Origin of the sequence: Streptomyces sp. NBC_00005 (genome assembly GCF_045160215.1) — a bacterium.
In the GTDB taxonomy this organism is placed as follows: Bacteria; Actinomycetota; Actinomycetes; order Streptomycetales; family Streptomycetaceae; genus Streptomyces.
Map to the genome: position 1 here is coordinate 8,060,795 of NZ_CP108316.1, position 18,174 is coordinate 8,078,968.

10 protein-coding genes and 1 pseudogene are annotated in these 18,174 nt (G+C 68.1%); 7 read left to right on the forward strand and 4 right to left on the reverse strand.

Annotation, left to right across the window (positions count from 1 at the left end):
• Window positions 1–41: 41 nt before the first annotated feature.
• Window positions 42–6,449: a protein kinase domain-containing protein gene (locus tag OG303_RS36820; protein ID WP_405873953.1), complete on the reverse strand. Its 6,408-nt coding sequence runs from the start codon at window positions 6,447–6,449 to the stop codon at window positions 42–44.
• A gap of 1,400 nt (window positions 6,450–7,849) precedes the next feature.
• Here OG303_RS36820 and OG303_RS36825 point away from each other — a divergent pair.
• Window positions 7,850–8,107, forward strand: coding sequence for a transposase (locus OG303_RS36825; protein ID WP_405873954.1), 258 nt, complete (start codon window positions 7,850–7,852; stop codon window positions 8,105–8,107).
• Window positions 8,108–8,500: 393 nt separating this feature from the next.
• Here OG303_RS36825 and OG303_RS36830 read toward each other — a convergent pair whose 3' ends face one another.
• Genes OG303_RS36830 through OG303_RS36840 form a run of 3 tightly spaced genes read right to left on the reverse strand, consistent with a single transcriptional unit; the run spans window position 8,501 to window position 10,139 of the window.
• Entirely contained in the window at window positions 8,501–9,355 is an 855-nt protein-coding gene (locus OG303_RS36830; RefSeq protein ID WP_405873955.1) for a helix-turn-helix domain-containing protein, read from the reverse strand.
• Window positions 9,356–9,379: 24 nt separating this feature from the next.
• On the reverse strand, window positions 9,380–9,907 hold the full coding sequence (locus OG303_RS36835) for a DUF6879 family protein (RefSeq protein WP_405873957.1): 528 nt from the start codon (window positions 9,905–9,907) through the stop codon (window positions 9,380–9,382).
• Window positions 9,879–10,139, reverse strand: coding sequence for a hypothetical protein (locus OG303_RS36840; protein ID WP_405873959.1), 261 nt, complete (start codon window positions 10,137–10,139; stop codon window positions 9,879–9,881). Before OG303_RS36840 ends, OG303_RS36835 begins: the two co-directional genes overlap by 29 nt.
• 606 nt (window positions 10,140–10,745) lie before the next feature.
• Between OG303_RS36840 and OG303_RS36845 the strand changes: the two genes are divergently transcribed.
• The 6 genes and pseudogenes from OG303_RS36845 to OG303_RS36870 all read left to right on the forward strand — a co-directional run.
• Complete coding sequence (locus tag OG303_RS36845) at window positions 10,746–10,886, forward strand: hypothetical protein (RefSeq protein WP_405873960.1); 141 nt, start codon at window positions 10,746–10,748, stop codon at window positions 10,884–10,886.
• A 131-nt stretch (window positions 10,887–11,017) separates the two neighbouring features.
• Window positions 11,018–11,257 (forward strand): hypothetical protein, encoded by a 240-nt coding sequence (locus tag OG303_RS36850; protein ID WP_405873961.1) that lies wholly within the window; start codon window positions 11,018–11,020, stop codon window positions 11,255–11,257.
• Between the two features lie 454 nt (window positions 11,258–11,711).
• Entirely contained in the window at window positions 11,712–12,023 is a 312-nt protein-coding gene (locus OG303_RS36855; protein WP_405873963.1) for a hypothetical protein, read from the forward strand.
• An 11-nt stretch (window positions 12,024–12,034) separates the two neighbouring features.
• Window positions 12,035–16,552: a DUF6531 domain-containing protein gene (locus OG303_RS36860; protein ID WP_405873964.1), complete on the forward strand. Its 4,518-nt coding sequence runs from the start codon at window positions 12,035–12,037 to the stop codon at window positions 16,550–16,552.
• Window positions 16,553–16,607: 55 nt separating this feature from the next.
• Complete coding sequence (locus tag OG303_RS36865; protein WP_405873965.1) at window positions 16,608–17,606, forward strand: hypothetical protein; 999 nt, start codon at window positions 16,608–16,610, stop codon at window positions 17,604–17,606.
• Between the two features lie 102 nt (window positions 17,607–17,708).
• Window positions 17,709–18,136, forward strand: a pseudogene (locus OG303_RS36870) (DNA/RNA non-specific endonuclease); the annotation flags it as partial.
• Window positions 18,137–18,174 lie beyond the last annotated feature (38 nt).

The window sequence follows — 18,174 nt, forward strand, 5'->3', positions numbered from 1 at the left end:
ATGTCTCGGTTCCTAGCGGTCGTGGGAAGCGGCGGGAGTGGTCAACGGAGGTGGAAATAGGTGGCGTTGTGGTCGGCGATGGCGTCCCAGTCCGCGTCCGTGGGGAACCGTAGAACGTCCCAGCCGGCCTCCTCCAGGCGGTACCCGGCCTCCAGGTCACGGCCGGTGTCGGGCGTGTGGCCGGGGACGTCGACGAACACGGCGAGGTCGGCGCCGTCCAGGTGGAAGACGAGGTCGGGGCACGCGTCCGCCTCCGGGACCCGGACGCGGACGTCGTCGGGGAGCCGGTAGCCCTTCGCCCTCAACCAGCCGAGCAGGTCACCGTCCGCGACGAGGGCCGCCAGGTCGGCCTCCACCGGGGTCGGCGAGGTGCTCCCGGACCCGGAGGACGTCGGGGTGGGTGAGGTGCTCTGGGATCCGGAGGCCGCCGGGGTCGCTGAGGCGCCCTGGGTTCCGGAGGCTGCCGGGGCCAGCCTGCGGAACTGTTCGCTGCGGGACTCGCCGCGGTCCTCCCGCTCGGTACGGGCCTCGGCCAGCCGCACCAGAAGAGGGCGGGCGGTGTGTCGGCTCAGCTGACGGTGGTGCGTCTGGTTGGCGTAGGTCAGCAGGCAGGCGTAGCAGCCGCGGGCGCACTTCTCTCCGTCCGCCGGTCCGCCTTCGTCCTCGCCGGTCTCCGGGTCGAAGTGGCAGATCTCCAGGGCGGTCTTCGCGGCCTTGGCGAGGGCGTCCGTGTCGTGCTGGATGCGGCGCAGCACACCGGCGCCGCCCTCGGCGGCCTCTGTGAACAGCATGCGGCGGCGCGGGCCGTCGTCCGGCGGCAGCAGCTCCGCGGTCAGCTCTGAGTCCTCCAGCTCGAACGCCGCCTCGATGCCCCGCTCCAGCGCGTACAGGCACGACAGGGCCACCGGCTCGGGCAGTGGCTCTTCCAGGGTGACGACAAGGATGTTGCGGCGGTCCTCCACGAACGGCAGGACCCGCTTCTTGCGGCGCTTCTCGTTGCCGTCCTCGTCGACCACCGGCATGCCGGTGCCCTCGATGGCGTCCGCGGCTGCCCGGTCGTTGAGCCAGCGGCCGTCGCCGAGGTCCAGCCAGTAGCCGTCCGGCTCGTTCTCCTTGTCGCGGACGCGGCCGAGATTGGTGATCCGGACCGTCGCCGAGTCGCCGTAGTCCAGGTCGAGGACGGGCGCCCCGTCGGCGTCGCCGACATGCGAGGTGAGGCGGCCCTTGCGGGCGCCGTGGTCCTGGAAGGCGTACGAGGTCTCCAGTCGGAACCCGGCCCGGCGGCGCTCCTCCTCGTCGGAGGAGATCCGCTCGCGCGGCGTGGTGTACACGGTGTGCAGATGGAGCAGACCGGTGCGCTTGCCGCGCAGTTGCTCCCCGCACATGTCGCACTGGTCGGCGCCGGGCCTGACGACGTAGTGATAGCCGCAGCCGTCGCACCGCCGGGCCTCCGCTGTCGCCAGCTCGCCCGAGGCGTCCGGCGGCAGCTGCACCCGGGTGACCTGGTAGCGGGCACCCTCGTGGTAGATGAGCGCGCCGGGGCCGAACTCGCGGATCGCGAGGAACCGGGGACGCTGGAGATAGTCGCCGTCGGCGTTGCGGCGGTTGCCGGAACGCGGGATGTACGCGGCCAGCGGCAGCCGCGGGAAGCTGTAGCCGGGCAGGAACCCCTCGGACGCCAGATACCGGTACGGATTGAAGTCGCTCATGACGGACTTGCTGTCGACGGAGCGGTTCAGCAGCAGGTTCGTCTGCGTCTCGGCCTCCCGGCGGCGGCTGCGCGCCCGGCTCTGCTCGCCCTGCGAGAGGGTGTGGTCGACGACGCGCCTGTTCTGCTCGTACTGGTCGATGACGGCCGCCCGGAACAGGTCGCGCCACCGGTCGAAGGCGGCGTCGAACTCCGCCGGTGCGCGCTCGATCCGGTCCTCGATCCACTCGTCGTACCACCACGTTGTCGCTTTGAAGTCCGCGATCAGTGGGGCGAGAACGGTACGGGCGGTGTCGGCCGCGCGTCTGCGGGCGTCCTCGTCCAGGGACCGGTTGAGGAATTCGGAACGGAGTGGCAGTGGCATCAGCGGATCGGGGCGGTCGTCGCCTTCGGGGTCGTAGGCGACGTCGATGACCTCCGGTATCGCGGCGCCGAGCTTCATGTCGGCCTCCGCCAGCCAGATGCCCTGGAGGTGGGAGCGGACCAGATCCTCGTTGGCCAGGTCCAGGCGCGGCGGGGCCACCTGCCCCGACACCATGGCCTGGGAGCGGCGGAAGTAGTACTGGTCGTGGCTGTTGCCCGTCGCGCAGTACGTGGTCACCAGCGCGGGCTGACCGGAGCGGCCCGCCCGGCCCGAGCGCTGCGCGTAGTTCGCCGGGGTCGGCGGCACATTGCGCATCAGCACGGCGTTGAGCGAGGAGATGTCCACGCCCAGCTCCATCGTCGGCGAGCAGTACAGCAGGGGCAGTTCGGCGTCCCGGAACTGCCGCTCGCGCTCCAGCCGGTCCTCCGGAGTGACCTGCGCGGTGTGCTCCCGCGCGTACATTCCGGCCAGCTCGGCGGCCGCGGTCCGGTACAGGTCGCGGAAGAACGGGTTGACGCGCGGGCCCTCGCCGCTGCTGTAGGTACGCGCCAGCGGGTCGACCGCGCCCCGTTCACCGTTTCCGGCCCGCCAGATCAGTGCGGCGGCGGACACCCGGTAACCGGTGCGCTTCTGAGCCGCACGGCGGCGGTAGGCCGGGCCGGAGTGCTCGGGGGCGCTCTCCACCTCGCGCACCAGCTGCTTGTCGCGCAGCACCTTCAACAGGTCCTCGATGACGGTCTGGACGTCGTCCAGAGGGAGGTCGCGCAGTTCGGGCATGTTCCGCCGCAGGTACTTGCCGAACTTGCCACGGGCCGACAGGAACTGCGCGGAGCGCTCCATACCGGGCCGTGAACCGTAGGGATAGGCGGTTCCGACGGTCGGCCGGTCGCTCTCGCCCAGCACCCACGGCCCGGTGAGGCGCTCCTCGCTCGCCCGCTGAAGGGTGTCGAAGTCGTCGCGGAAGTACTGCACGTCGATGGCGAGGGCACGCCGCATGAAGTCGAGCAGCGTACGGCCGATCTCCTCGCGCAGCGCCGGGTCGGCGTCGCGCAGCACGGCGTGTGCGGACTGCCAGCACTCGGGGTTGGCGGCGATCCAGTCCAGATCCTCGTAGTCGATCCGCAGCAGCCCCGTCTGCTCCAGGTTCGGCATGGTGATGCGCCAGCCGCGCTCCAGGTCGCGGTAGAGGCGGTATCCGACGACGTCCCGGAAGGCCTTCGTGGCCCGGCGCTCCATGGACGGAGCCAGGTCCGCGCCGGCCGCGTACTCGCGGGGCGCGAGGCCCATCACCTCGGTGACGGCCTCGGCGAGTTCGTCGTGATGCAGCCCTTCCTCACCGGCTCGCACCGCGGCCTGGTAGAGGGCGCCGCGCAACTGGGTCACCTGGGCGAAGTCGTTGAAGTGGCCGGCCTGCAGCGAGGCGTCCTGTCGGTTGTCGACGAAGGTGAGAAGTTTGCGCGCCTCCTTGCCCAGGCTCTCCTCCGGCACCGCGCGCAGGGACTTCACGATCGACGCGGAGATCAGCGAGGTCGCCGAGGAACGCCCCTCCTGGTCCAGGGTGGCCAGCTTGGCGAAGTCCCGGCCGCGGGTCTGCTCATAGGAGACCTGGCAGTGCACGCAGAACAGGAACGGCGCCGGCACGAACGCCGCGACCAGCCCCTCGCCCGACTCGTTTCCGTGAGCGTCCACGACGACCCGCTTGGGCACCCGGGGCCTGTAGGACTTCTTGACGACCGTCACGCCCTGGGCGTCCGGCTCCAGCCACGACTCCGGCAACCGCCGGTCGTCCACGGCCTTCTGCGGATCGGCCGGCCACTCGTAGTCCTCCCCGGTCATGCCCAGGTACAGATAGCCCTCACCCTGGCGGCCCCCGGACGCGGAGGTGTTCCGACGCGGCTCGTACCGGAACGCGCCGCCGTCCTCGGTACGCCAGACGGTCAGGTACTCCTGGCCGCACTCACGGCAGAACGCCAGTGGGAACAGCGGCTTGCCGTCGCTGTCCGGTTGCTCCAGCTGGTAGGTGCGGGTGAGCGGCCGGGTGAGCGGATCCTCCAGCGTCGTGTAGACGGTGTCGCCCTTGGAGAGGAACTGGTGCAGCCGGAACGCGAACAGCGGCCGATCCGTCCTCGGGTTCTTGGCCTGTGCGCCCGCCTCCAGGGTGGTCCTGATTGCGTCGCGCACGCTCTCCTCGGCGACCCCGGACTCGGCGGCCAGTTCCTCCGCCGCCTTCTCGACCGTGCCCGGGGCGCAGCGCCGCAGCGGTCCCGTATCTTCCTCGCGCTCCAGACCGAACCGGGACTCCACCCAGCGGGCCAGCGGGTCCTTCGTCAGCGCGTCGTACGAGCGGGGCGCCGCCGGGACCCGCAGCCGCTCGGCGGGTACGGTCGCGGGCGCCTCGTCCGTCGCTCGGACCAGGGTCTCGCCGATGACCCGTTTCGGCAGCACCGTGGTACCGAACAGCCGGCCGGCGACCTTGGCCACCTCGCGCTGCTGGTCCTCCCACGAGCCCTCGGTGGACATGGTCGCCGAGGTGCCGATGCACTGCAGGCTCGCGGAGGCGCGGCAGGCCTCACGCACCCGGCGGATCAGGAACGCCACGTCCGCACCCTGCCGGCCCCGGTAGGTGTGCAGCTCGTCGAAGACGAGGAACTGCAGCCCCTCGGCCATGCGGATCAGGCTGGTCCGGTCGTCCGGCCGGGTCAGCATCAGCTCCAGCATCACGTAGTTGGTCAGCAGGATGTCCGGAGGGTCCTTGCGCAGCTTCCGACGATCCTCGTCGGACTCCTGGCCGGTGTAGCGGGCGAAGGTGACCGGCTCCCGGCCATTCCCGAAACCGTGGCGCAGAAACTTCTCCAGCTCCCCGAGCTGCGAGTTGGCCAGCGCGTTCATCGGGTAGACGACGATCGCGCGTACCCGGCCCCCCGCGGCCGTTCCCGCCGCCTGACGCTCCTTCAGTACGCGGTCCACGATCGGGACGATGTACGCCAGCGACTTGCCGGAACCGGTGCCGGTGGTGAGCACATAGGAGTCGCCCGCCTGCGCGGCCTCGATCGCCTGCCGCTGGTGGAGGTGGAAGTTCAGCGGCCGACCGTCCGGGCGCGGCGAGGTCTCCTTCTTGCCGGCCTGGAAGATCTCCGCGCACTTGGGGTGGAGCACCCCGTCCCGCACGAGGTCGGTGACCTGGCCACCGTCGGCGAAGAACGGGTTCAGCGACAGCCACGGGTCGGGCCACTGCGACTTGGCGGCAAGGTCGTCCGCGACGAAGCCGTCGATCCGGGCGTCCCGGATCACTGTCGCACTCTTGGTGAAGTCCTCGTACTCGCTGATCAGATCGGCGTGGATACCGAAGACGTCCATCGCCTCGGGCAGGCGCGGTTCCCTGCGCGGCACGAGTGCGGGCACGGCCGGGGCGGGCTCGGGGAGCAGGGCGCGCAGCCGTGCCACCGGGTCCATCGCCTGCCAGTGCGGAGCCAGCAGGGCGGCCGTGTCGTCCGGCGCGAACGCGAGCGGGATCAGCGCCTCACGGACCAGAGCGGCGTTGTCGGGCCGCAGTTCGGCGTCCTTCTCCAGCAGGCGGTCCACCAGCCGGACCAGCTCGGGGGGCAGATCCGGGCGCACCAAGGTGAGCCGGGGCGGCCGCTCGTGCTGGTGCTGTTCGGAGAGCTCGTAGGGGGTTCTCGCGGAGAACGGCGGCCGTCCGATCAGCAGCTCGTACAGGATGCAGCCGAGCGCGTAGAGGTCGGCGGACGCGGAGACCTGTTCGGCGCGGAACTGCTCGGGCGCCATGTAGCGGGCCGTACCGACGCTGACCCCCGTACTGGTCAGGCGTGTCTGGTCGGGATCGTCGACGACCGAGCCCATGCCGAAGTCGAGGACTTTGACGGTGCCGTCGCGGGTCAGCATCGCGTTGGCCGGCTTCAGATCGCGGTGGACGACCCCGGCGGTGTGCGCGGCGGTGAGACCGGCGGCGATCTGCGCCCCGATGGCGGCGGTCCAGGAGACCGGGAGCTGGGGCTCCTCATCGATGAGGTCCGCGAGCGGATGGCCGTCCAGCAGTTCCATGGCCAGGTAGGGCAGGCCGCTGCCGCCCGGCGCCTGGTCCACGCCGCCGTCGATCAGCAGGGTGAGGTTCGGGTGGCCCTGGGAGAGCATGCGCATGATCCGCACTTCGCGGCGGAAGCGGTCGATCTCCTTGCCTGATCCCGAGGCGTCAACCGCGATTCCGGTCCGGCTGCGCAACACGGTCTTGACGGCGACCTGCCTGTGCGGGGATTCCGGGGCGGCCTGAAGGTCTTCAGCCCGGTGCACCTCGCCCATGTTTCCGCGCCCCAGGATCCCCGCGATCCGGAAGCGTCGGTCGACCGTCTCCAGGCCCACTGGCCCTCCCCCGCTTCACCCGTCGTATACAAGGTGGGTACATCCCGTAGGGAGCGTAGTACCTTCACCCGTTGAAAAGGATGAGGTATGCGTGTTGACGGTGTCAACGGATCTCTGCTTGTGGTCGAGTGATTAGTGAGCTGGTGGTGGTAGGCCGCAGGTCATCCAGTGGTCGCGCCTGGGTGGTGTGAACGCTGATTGAGCTGATTTGGCCCCACGGCGAAGGGAGGGAATGGCCGTCTCGGATCGATTCCTGACCGCATCTCTTCTGCTCGCCCAGTGCCGCAGGGAGCCATTCCAATGACTCCGTGCCCAGAACCACGCCTCCACCGATCCCGGCGGTTCAATTCGTCCTTTTGGCTCGATTGATACTCCAGCGTCCTCCAGGCTGAGGTCGGCGAAGTCTCAATGGCCGAGTCAAGTCGTCCGCAGCCCGGTCTGCCACTCGATGCGAACTATGGGCGGGACGGTGGCTGAGGTCTGCCCGGCTGATCAGACGATCGCTGGCGGTTGGCGTTGGTCGGCTGCGGTCGCGGCGGTTGCTGTACTTCGCTGCTGTACGGCAACCGGCTCCACATCATCGGTCCTGCCGCCGTCGTCTACGACGCAACCCCCCGAGCCTCTGCTTTTTCAGGCGAGTTGATCGTACGGCCAGGATCATGATCCGGCCCGACAACGACAGACGTCGACGCCCCGTGACATACCGCTGCGTACGCTGATGTCCGTTGCCGTTGCCGTCAGACTGCGGTCAGGGGCGTCGGCCAGGGATGGTGTCGGGCACGGGCACCTTCTGATTAATCGGACATACGGTGGCTACGACGGAGTCGCCAGGCGCGGATCTCGCCGTAGAGCACGGATGCCGCAAGTATGAAGAGCACGGTCTCTATGCTCGCTGACCACGGTTCAGGCACCCACCAGTGACCTATGACCGCCCACCCAGCGAGGATTAGCACGGCAAGGATGTAGCCGCGCAGACGCACACGCAGCCGACGCACATCGTGCCGTGGTTCAACTGCCATGATGGCCCTGTGTCATTGCGGGATTATGCTTGATCACAAAGCGTATGCTGCTCACCTCTGCCCGGTAGGTCAATACTCCAGCAGGGACTCGGTGTTGGATCACGTATCGGCTAGTTCTTCTGGAAGTGATGAGCGAGGTCTCCCACGTGCACCGCTCCCCTATCGCCTGCCTTCTGACCAGCGCCGTTCCCGGGGCTAGTTGTCATCGTCTGTAAACGCCGGTTCGCCTCGCACGGCCCAGGGGCGGGGTTGCGTCCAGGGAAGTGGTGTACGGGTTCGACCTGATCCGGGGGTTTGCTCCGGCTTCAGGGTGATGCCCGCATAGACAAACGGCCACCGGCTGATCTTCGAAGTGTCGAAGCCTCGAAGGAGATCAGCACGATGACCGCACCAGACAGTCCGCCCCTGCACGCCCTCGCGGAAGACAACCTTGCCGCGGCGAGTCCCGACCTGCTGCGCGCGATGGTCAAGACGTTCGCCGACGCGCTCATGTCCGCGGAGGCCGATGCCCTCTGCAATGCCGAATACGGGCAGGTCAGCGACGAACGCGTCAACCACCGCCGTCAGCACCAGCACATCGCTCCAGACGAAGATCGCAACGGCGGTCTTCAACTCCGGGAAGTGCTCCTCATCGAATGACAGCCCACCCAGTGCAAGCACCTCAGCCAGCACCGAGAGCCAGAGCAGCGTGCAGAAGAGGGCGAGCCCCCACTGCAGACGCGCTGGGGTGTTGACGAGTAAGTCACGGAGACGGCGAGGCACACCCATTGATGGAGGACATCCACTACCGAGTCCACGATGCCGATAGCGGGGCACTACTCGGGTCCGGGACCGGACGCAAAGGATCTCTCGGAGCGGTGGTCGACCATTGCGCCCGGATCCAGGCGGCCCACCCTGATCGACATCTCGTCATACGACCATACGACCAATCCGCTGGCCTCAAATCTGACAGGCCGCTGGGACCGCAGACGGCTCTCACCCAGGAGCGTCAGGCCTCAACCCGTGAGTGCGGGGCAACGAGGATGACCACGGTCAACGCAGCGCGCCGATGGCCTTCACGATCAGGGCGCGCGCGTCGGCCCCGTACACCGCCATGCCGCGCAGTTCCTCGAAAGCCCTGACGTACAGCTCAATCTCGGAGGGCTGGTTGATCCGCACACGGGCGGAGACCAGCTCGACGGACACGAGCTTGTCGTCGTACACATGGAAGGTCTCGCGCGGCCAGTGAGAACGCAGGCGCGCGGCTGCCGGGATGACGCCGAGGGACACGGTGGCTATCGCGCCGGCGGTGAGGAGGTAACCGAGCTGCGCGGCCATGGCGTCCGCTTCGGCGATCTGGCAGTACAGGACGGACTCTTCGATGAGCAGGACGAAGCGGCGGCCGGGGTCGTGGATGATGCGCGAGCGCTCGACCCGGGCGTGCGCGGCTTCGGTGCTGTCATCGTCAGGGAGCTGACGAAAGCGGGCCGCCGCGCCGAGGACGCCGGCTGCGTAACCCTCGGTCTGCAGGAGACCGGGGACGAGCGTGGACGAGTACACGCGGAACAGGTCGGTGGTGCGGAAGAGCTTGCCGGTGTTCTGCTGCAGCTCGGTGAGACCCCTGCGGGTTTGGTGGCGCCATTCCCTGTACATCGACTCGGCGTTCACCGATTGCACGATGATGTCGTGCGCCTGGGGCTTTGCCCCGGTGGCAGCGCACCACTGGCGGATGTCGTTGGTGGTGGGGGCAGTGATCGAGTTCTCGATGCGGGACGTCTTGGAGTGGTGCCAGCCGCACCGGTTGGCCAGCTCGGTGATCGTCAGGCCTGCCTCCTTGCGGAGGTCGCGCAGCCGTCCGGCGATGGCTGCGCGCGCGGCCTGGGCGGACGAGGATGGGGAGACGGGCATGAGCTGGCTTACCGGCGCTTCCTGCTAGTGGATCTCGTACTGGTCGTGAGGGACGGCCCTGGCCCACACCTCGTCGAATGCGGTGGCGCACAGCTTGGCGGCGGCGGGATCGTCGGAGAGTTCCTGACCTGCCGACCAGCCGTCGCCAGTGAAGTGGTTCCACCGGATCAGGCGGTTGTCGAAGAGCCAGAAGTCGTTGCCCGGCAGCGGGATGTCGGATGCGCGCCGGCGGGGCAGCCACCGCACCTCTTCGCCCGCGGCGACGTTGGTGAAGGTGCCGGAGTGCTCGAAGCGGATGTACTCGCTGACGGGCTCGGACACGATCCGCGCACGCCGTACAGCAACCCCGCGGGCAACGGTCTCCTGGACCATGTCGAGCCACGGCCGCCACCAGGAGGCCCGGTCCGCCGGGTCGTGGCGGAACCCCTGGCGCCATGCCTCGAACTGCTGCCGCTCTTTGTCGACCGAGTAGGCGTCGCGCATCTCCAGGTGCACCGCGGTGTGGGTACAGCCTGCGATGAGTTCAGCGAACGTCGGCACGCTCGACGGCATCGCACGCCTCCCTGATCATCGGCACCATCCGGGCGGGGATACGGATCACGGCCTCATGCTCCGGGATGCCCACCGCATGGCCGGGGACGGTGAACTCGGCGCACTCCGCTTCGAGTTCGGGGCTGGGCTTCCAGCCCTGGAGGACGAGTTCGTCTTTCTCCTGGTCGACCCAGACTGTAGGGCTCTCGTCGTCGCCGGTGTTCGGGTCGATACCGATGAACTGCAGTGCCACGGCTGTCTCCCTCGATGTGTTGTGCAGTTTTCTGCAATACCGTCACGCCATACGGCCGCAGGGTCAAGGGCACGAATCCGCCAACGTTCCTCTACAGATGAGGTGTGCTGCACAGTTCTGCACATTGCTGGCTGCGCTGCCCGTCGCGCTCCTAGCGTTGGGAGACATGACGAAACCCGGCGGCCGCTGTGAACGGCCCCGGGCGTGGCCGACTGGATGGAGTCGACATGCCGGAGAATACGCAGACTGCGGGCACCGCGAACACCCCCACTGGCTACGGCTGGTGCGCATGGCACCAGGCATATAGCCGAGGCGTGCGGCTCATCTCCGCGCAGGACGCAGGCTCAGGTCCGGGCACGCAGATGAGCTGCTTCGCCTGCCACTCCTGCCGCCAGGCATACGACCTGGTGCCGCTCGCTGACCGGCCGTGAGCGGCGAGAGCTCCAGCCCCGAGTGCGCGTTCCTCATGCACAAGCTGTGCGCCGGGCCCAAGGTGATCCGCCGGAAGGGCGCGCCGGCATGGGAGGCACCCCTCCTGACTCTGCGCTGCGGCTGCCCCTGTCACGGTCGCCGCCGGTCGAACGCTGTGAAGACGGGAGCCGCCTCGTGAGCCAAGCCACCCTGCCCCGCCTGTCGAACGGGCACCGCTACTGCTGGGCCGAGCACCCGCGCACGCACGTCCGCTGCACCGACCCGGCCGGGCACTCCGGTACGCACTGGCACGCGTACAGCAAGACCAGTTGGTAGACCCCCGAGCCCGGCGCGACGGTGTGCCGGGCACGGGTACAGCCCGTCCGTCCCTGTACCCCGTGAGCTCTGGGGGCGGACGGGATCAGGCCCCGGAGGGTACGGCCTGTGTCGGCTTGGGATATCAGGTCGTGGCAGACATCCCCGACGAATTGATCAAGCTGGAACGTTCCGCCAAGGACGCGCGAGAGAAGCTCACCGGCCTCGACGGCGAGGCGCACGACGTCCAGCGGAAGGTGTGGCGCGCGGCGGCCGTGGACTTCCAAGCCGCGGTGACGGAGCACGGAGCGCGCGAGGGCGTGAGCATGTCGCGGCACGAGTTGGAGCAGGCGGTGAAGAAGGCCGTGCGGCACGCAGTGCCGGAGGGCTGACGGCTACGCCTCGTCAGGCCGCGTGCGGCCAGGTACTGGAACACCACCTCCGCCGTGCCGCCACGCCCGCCACCCGGGTAAAGCATCAACGGCCAGATCCCGCGGCCCGGTGCGCCCGCCTCCCCGAGCATGAAGAACGCGCTGGTCGTGACCTGGCCAGCCCTGTGCCCGATCCAGGCGCCGAGCTCCTCCCAGCGGGCGAAGAGCGCGCGTACTGCCTCTACCGTCTCGGATGAGTCGTCCGCCGCGAGCTGACGGAACCGGTCGGCGTGTGTCCTCGGCCTGGCCGCCGGGGGTGCGCTGCGCGGTGTCCTCGCCGTTGGCTTTCCGGAGATGTGGGAGACGATGACGATCTTTGCTCGCGCTTGGGGTGCGCAATACCTCCCGCTTAACCCCTCTCCATAGTGTCTTGGGGTTGGCATGTGCACAGAGTGAAGTACGGGGGCTGGGTGGCGTGTCGGACCTGAAGAAGGAAGCCGCATCCATGCACAAGGCGGCCTCGGGGCTGCGCAAGGTGGGGCATCACACGGCGAAGCCGTTGCAGGAGTTCAAGGCGGAGTCGCACGACTTGTCGGCGCTGGGCGCGCTGGGCGACCTGCTCTCCGCCACGAACGAGATACGTGAGGGCATGACCACCCTGGCCAAGCTGACCAAGCAGCTGGACGAGGAGTGGGAGGACGAGGCAAAGCTGTTGGGCGAGGTCTCCGACGCCTTCGACCTCCTCGACGTGTTGCTGGCGGCCGCGGCGCAGGCGAAGAAGGGCTGAGCGGCCCAGCGATGGTGGACCTCAACCCGCTGCACTACGTCAACAAGTTCAACCACATGTTCGGCGACACCCTCGCCAGCGGTCTGGAGTTTTTGGGCATCACTGACCCCGCGGTGGATCCGGATGGCGTGCGGGAGATCGCCAAGAAGTGGCGGCATCTGGCCACGGGTCTGGACGATGCGGCGGAGGCCGCGCGCAAGTCGCTGGCGGATGTGGAGTGGGAGGGCAAGGCCGCCAAGGCGTTCACCAAGCGGTCCAAGGCGGCCCGCAAGCAGGCCACAGAGATGGCGCACTCCCTGCGCGAGGGCGCGAAGGCGCTGGACGACTTCGCGGAAAAGGCACACGAACTCCTCTCCGAGATCGGCGTGATGCTGGCGGAGATCGCCGAGTTCGAGATCGCGGGTCTGGCGCTGGACGTCCTGACGTTGGGTGCGTCATCGGTGGCTTCCACGCTGATGGCGGGCGAACGCGCGCTGAAGGTGGTCGCGTTGATCGGGCGGATCGAGCGGGAGGGCAGCGCGCTCGCCTCCGTGATCCGCGAGGTGATGGAGGTCATCCGGGGGGTGGAGCGGGCGCTGAAGGCGCTGAAGGAGATCCGGGGCGTCTCCGCGGTGGCCAAGATGGCCAAGGAGGGCATGAAGTTCTCCGCCTTCGAGACGCTGCTGACGGACCCGTCCGCGTTCAAGGACCCAGGGAAGCTGGCCGGCATCCTCACCGAGGGCGCGGTGATGGGCGTCGGCTTCGGCGTCCTCGGCAAGGCCCTGGGCAAGGGCCTGAAGGCCCTCAAGCCCAGTGAACTGGCCAAGCTGTCCAAGGCGTTGAAGCTGAGCGGAAACGATTTGTCCCGACTCAAGCTGCGCCCCGGCGAGCTCGAGAAGCTCGAGGCGGGGATTCAGGCGGCGGAGAAAGAGTGCAAGCTCGACCCGATCGACGTGGCCACCGGTGCCATGTTGCTGCCGCAGACCGACGTGGAGCTGCCCGGTGCCCTGCCGCTGATCCTGGAGCGCACCCACATATCCTCCTATCGCTGGGGTGGATGGTTCGGGGCGTCCTGGGCCTCCACCATCGACCAGCGGCTCCAGGCTGCCGACGATGGCATCACCTACGCCGCCCCCGACGGCTCCAGACTCGTTTTCCCCCGCCTCAGTCCCGACACGAACGAACCGGTGTACCCGGAAACCGGTCCGCGAATATCCCTGGCCTGGGACCTCGAGGTCGACGGCGCGATGAGGATCACCAACGCCGCGACCGGGCTGGCTTACATATTCCACACCCCGCAGCCCACCGACGACGCCGAGTCGGTCGACCTGCCCCTGCAGGCGATCGAGAACCGCCACGGCCAGCGCATCACCGTCCACTACGGTGACGACGGCACCCCTGCCGAGGTATCCCACTCCGGCGGCTACCGCATCGCCCTCGACCGCCATCCCGACCTCCCCCGCATCGCCGCGCTGCGCCTGCTCGACCCCGAACACGCCGATGGCCGGGGAACGGTGCTCGTGTCCTACGGGTACGACTCGGACGGCCACCTCAGTGAGGTCCGCAATTCGTCCGGACAACCTCTGCGCTTCACATACGACGCGGAGGGTCGGATCACCTCCTGGACCGACCGGAACTCCAACTCGTACTCCTACACATACGACGACCAGGGCCGAGTCGTGTACACCGAAGGCAGCGGTGGCTTCCTCACGGGCACGCTCACCTACGACGACACCACCCGCACCACCACGGTCACCAACGCCCTCGGCCACAGCACCCGATACGAGCACAACGAGGCGTTCCGGCTCGTCCGCGAAACCGGCCCCCTCGGCAACACCACACACCAGGAGTGGGACACCTACGGTCGACTGGCCGCCGTCACCGACTCCCTCGGCCACACCACCCGCCACCACTTCGACGAGCAGGACCGCCTGACGTCGGTCGTCCATCCGGACGGCCGGGAAACCGTGGCGGAGTACGACGACCGCGGCCTGCCTGTGGCGATCACCGGGCCCGACGGCGGCGTCTGGCGCCAGGAGTACGACGACTCCGGCAACCGGACATCGGTCACCGACCCGGCGGGCGCCACCACGTGCTACGCATACAGCGCGGCGGGCTTCCTCAGCTCCATCACCGACGCGCTCGGCAACACCTCGCACTTCCGCTACAACAAGGCAGGTCTGCCGGTCGAAGTGTCCAATCCGCTTGGCGCCGTGACCTCGTACGCCTACGACGCCCTGGGACGGCAGGCCGTCGTCGCGGACGCCCTGGGCAACACCACCCGCCTGGAGTGGACCCCGGACGGACAACCGGTCCGTAACACAGCCCCTGACGGCAGCAGCGAATCGTGGACCTACGACAGCGAAGGCAACTGCATCTCGCACACCGACGCGCTCGGCGGCGTCACGCGCTTCGAGCACGGCGACTTCGACCTGCTCACCGCCCGCACCGGCCCGGACGGCGCCCGCTACACCTTCACCCACGACACGGAGCTGCGCCTCACCCGAGTCACCAACCCACAAGGCCTGTCCTGGAGTTACGAGTACGACGCAGCCGGACGCCTGATCTCCGAAACGGACTTCGACGGCCGCACGCTGAGCTACACCTACGACGCGGCCGACCGCTTCGTCTCACGGACGACCTCGCTCGGCCAGACCATCACGCACGAGCTCGACGCCGCAGGCCGCATCCTCGCCAAGGACGTCGACGGTAAGCGCACCACCTACACCTACAACAGTGCGGGCCACCTCGCCACGGCCACGACCGAGACGTCGAACCTCGTCCTCGAACTCGACGCTCTGGGCCGGGTTCTGGCCGAAACGGTCGACGGTCGCACGACGCGTTACACCTACGATGCCCTCGGCCGCCGCACCACTCGTACGACCCCACGCGGTGCCGTCACCCGCCTGACACGGGATGCGGGCGGCATGCCCACGGGTGTGTCCCTGGCGGGACATGTCCTCGCCCTCTCCCGTGACGTGCTCGGTCGAGAGACGACCCGCGCTTTCGGGCCGTCCTCCGCCCCCGTCACGCTCAGCCACACCTGGGACGAGTTGAACCGACGCACCGGCCAGCGCCTGGCGACCACGCAGCGCACTCTGCGCTCCCGCGCATACGACTACCGCCCTGACAGCAGCCTCACCGGCATCACTGACCAAGTCACGGGCGAGCAGCGTCGCATCACGCTGGATTCCGTCGGACGCCCGTTGGCAGTCACGGCCGACGGCTGGTCCGAGTCGTATGCCTACGACCTGGCCGGCAACCAGACGACCGCACGCTGGCCCGACAGCGCCCCGCATCCCGAAGCCCGAGGGGAGCGCTCCTACGCCGGAACGCGCATTCGCACCGCGGGCGCCATCCGATACGAACACGACGCCGCAGGGCGCACCACCCTGCGCCAGAAGATGCGCCTGTCCCGGAAACCGGACACCTGGCGCTACGCCTACGACGCCGAGGACCGCCTCGTCTCCTGCACCACACCCGACGGCACGGTGTGGACCTACAGTTACGACCCCCTGGGCCGCCGCACCGCCAAGCACTGCATGGCCGCTGACGGCGAAACCCCACAGGAGACCGTCCACTTCACCTGGGACGGAACCGACCTCGCCGAGCAGGCCGACACCTCCACCGGCGTCATCACCACCTGGGAGTACGAGGGCGACCACCCCATCGCTCAGCTCGAACGGAGACTCGACGTCCCCGCATCCCCTCTCGGCAAGGCAAGCCAGGAAGAAATCGACACCCGCTTCTTCGCCATCGTCACCGACCTGGTCGGCACCCCCACCGAGCTCGTCGACGAACACGGCGCCATCGCCTGGCACACCCGCGCCACCCTATGGGGCACCACGAGCTGGAACGCCGACGCCGGCGCCTATACGCCGCTCCGCTTTCCCGGCCAGTACGCGGACCCCGAAACCGGCCTCCACTACAACTTCTTCCGCCACTACGACCCGGATACCGCTCGCTACACCACCCTGGATCCCTTCGGCCTGGTGCCGGCCCCCAATCCTCTCGCCTACGTCCACAACCCCCAGACGTGGAGCGACCCCCTCGGCCTGGTGCCGAAAGCCTGCAAGATGGACAGGTACAAATGGGACGGGAGTATTCGATTCGGCAAGCTCGACGATCTGAACCGCCCGACGGGAGTCTGGGCGTCGCTGCGCAAGGAGATGCTGCGCACAGGCAGCGAAGCAGGCACCACATGGACGCCCGGCTGGCGAGGTGACGGAACAGCCTTCAACGAAGCGCGCGGCCATCTGCTCGCCAACATCCTGGGCGGTCCGGGCAAGGGCCCCCTGGCGCGCCACAACCTGGTCACGCTGACCCAGAACCCGGTGAACACGCCGGTGATGAAGCAGCTCGAGGCCAAGGTCTTCGAAGCCGTGAAGAAGGGCGAAAATGTTCAATACTCGGTGACGCCCCACTACGAGGGAACCAATCCGATCCCGACCAAGCTGAACATATCCGCTCACGGAAACCGCGGATTCTCGTTGACCGAGGTGCTGGAGAATCCTGCCTCGGGCGTTCGGACGGCGATTCCTAAACTGTGACGCAGCCGCCACAACCTCAAGGACGATCATGACTCGTACCACGCCCCCGCGCCCCGTGGACATCGAGGCAGAGTTTCCCGAACTGTCCGGCTATCGCAAGGTATGCACGAGGCTCCATCCGCGGCCCGGGACGCCGAAGCCGCAGGAGAGCTCGGTCGGTGGCCCGTTCCTGTGGCCTCGGGACGAACCCTGGCCGACCTGCCGGGCGCCGCATCCGCGGGATCGGGGCAGGCGTGTCGAGAACGTCCATGAGTGGCGCCGGATCCTCGCGGAAGCCTGGCGCCGCGACCCTGACGTGGGGCCCTCGGCAGAGGAGCTGGACATCCTGTCCGCTCTCGAGCGGGAGTACCACGTCCCAGGGCTCGGGGAGACGGACCCTGTGCCCCTTCTGCCCGTGGCCCAGGTGTTCGTGACGGATGTCCCGGGCCTTGCGGCACCTGCAGGTTGTGACCTCCTCCAAGTGCTGTGGTGTCCATTCGATGCCCATGGCGCGCAATCAGGTCCCGACGTGCACGTGCAGTGGCGCAGTTCGGCCGGGATCGGCGAGACACTTGCCGATCCTCCCTGCCCCGAGGTGATCGGCGACGCCGGATATGTTCCGGAACCCTGCGTGCTGGATCCCGAACAAGTGGTGGAGCACGAATACAGCGAACTCCTGAGTGATGATCTGCAGGAGCGGATCGAGGCCTGGGAGGCCGAAGCCGAAGAAGCGGCCGAGGAGTCGTATGACGAAGAAGAGGCCGACTTCATTACCTACCACCATGATCTGTCCATTGCGCCGGGTTGGAAGATCGGCGGCTATGCGTCGTGGAGCGTGACCGGACCGTCGGAAATGACGTGTTCCTGTGGGGAGCCCATGCAGCTTCTGCTGACCATCGACAGCAGGGAGTGGGATGGAGGAACGCTCAGCTGGGTTCCCGTGGAAGACCGCGACCTCATCAACGAGTCCGAGGCGAACGCTCCTACACAGGTGACCGTCGGCCGAGGAGGATCCCTCAACATCTTCACCTGCTCCGCGAACCCGGCCCACGAGCACAGGGTGAGCATCCAGTGAGCCGCCGATAGCTTGCACCTCAACGCCGACCGGCGGGACGGCCGTCGACCGCGCGGCCGGGAGAGGTCGCTCCGTCGGCGTCGAGGAACAGGTCGGTGAGCGCCCGGCGACGAGGGCCATGTCACCTGGGGCGGTCGTGTCTGCTACTGGGCAGCGGGGCCCGGCGGTCGCGCCACAGGTATGGAGGCCACCATCGAGCCCGACATGACCGGAGGAAAGGCCAACCATCAGGCCAACGTGCCGGGTTACCAGAAGTACATGAAGCTCAACGAGACTCACCTGCTCGGTGCCCAGATAGGCGGCTCGAACAAGGACCGCGCAATTTCGTCACCATGCATCGATTCGCCAACTCGCCGGTCATGCGGAAGGTTGAAGACCAGATCAGAGCAGCGGTCGACCGAGGCGAAACCATTCACTACTCTGTGACGCCCATCTACCGGTCCAACGACCCGAGCGAGGTCGTACCGCTGGGACTCACTTTGAAGGCCCGGGGCAGCAGCGGCTTCACCTTCACTCCCTACGAACGCGGACACTGTCTTGAACGTTCACAAGCCCAAGTACCCCCTGC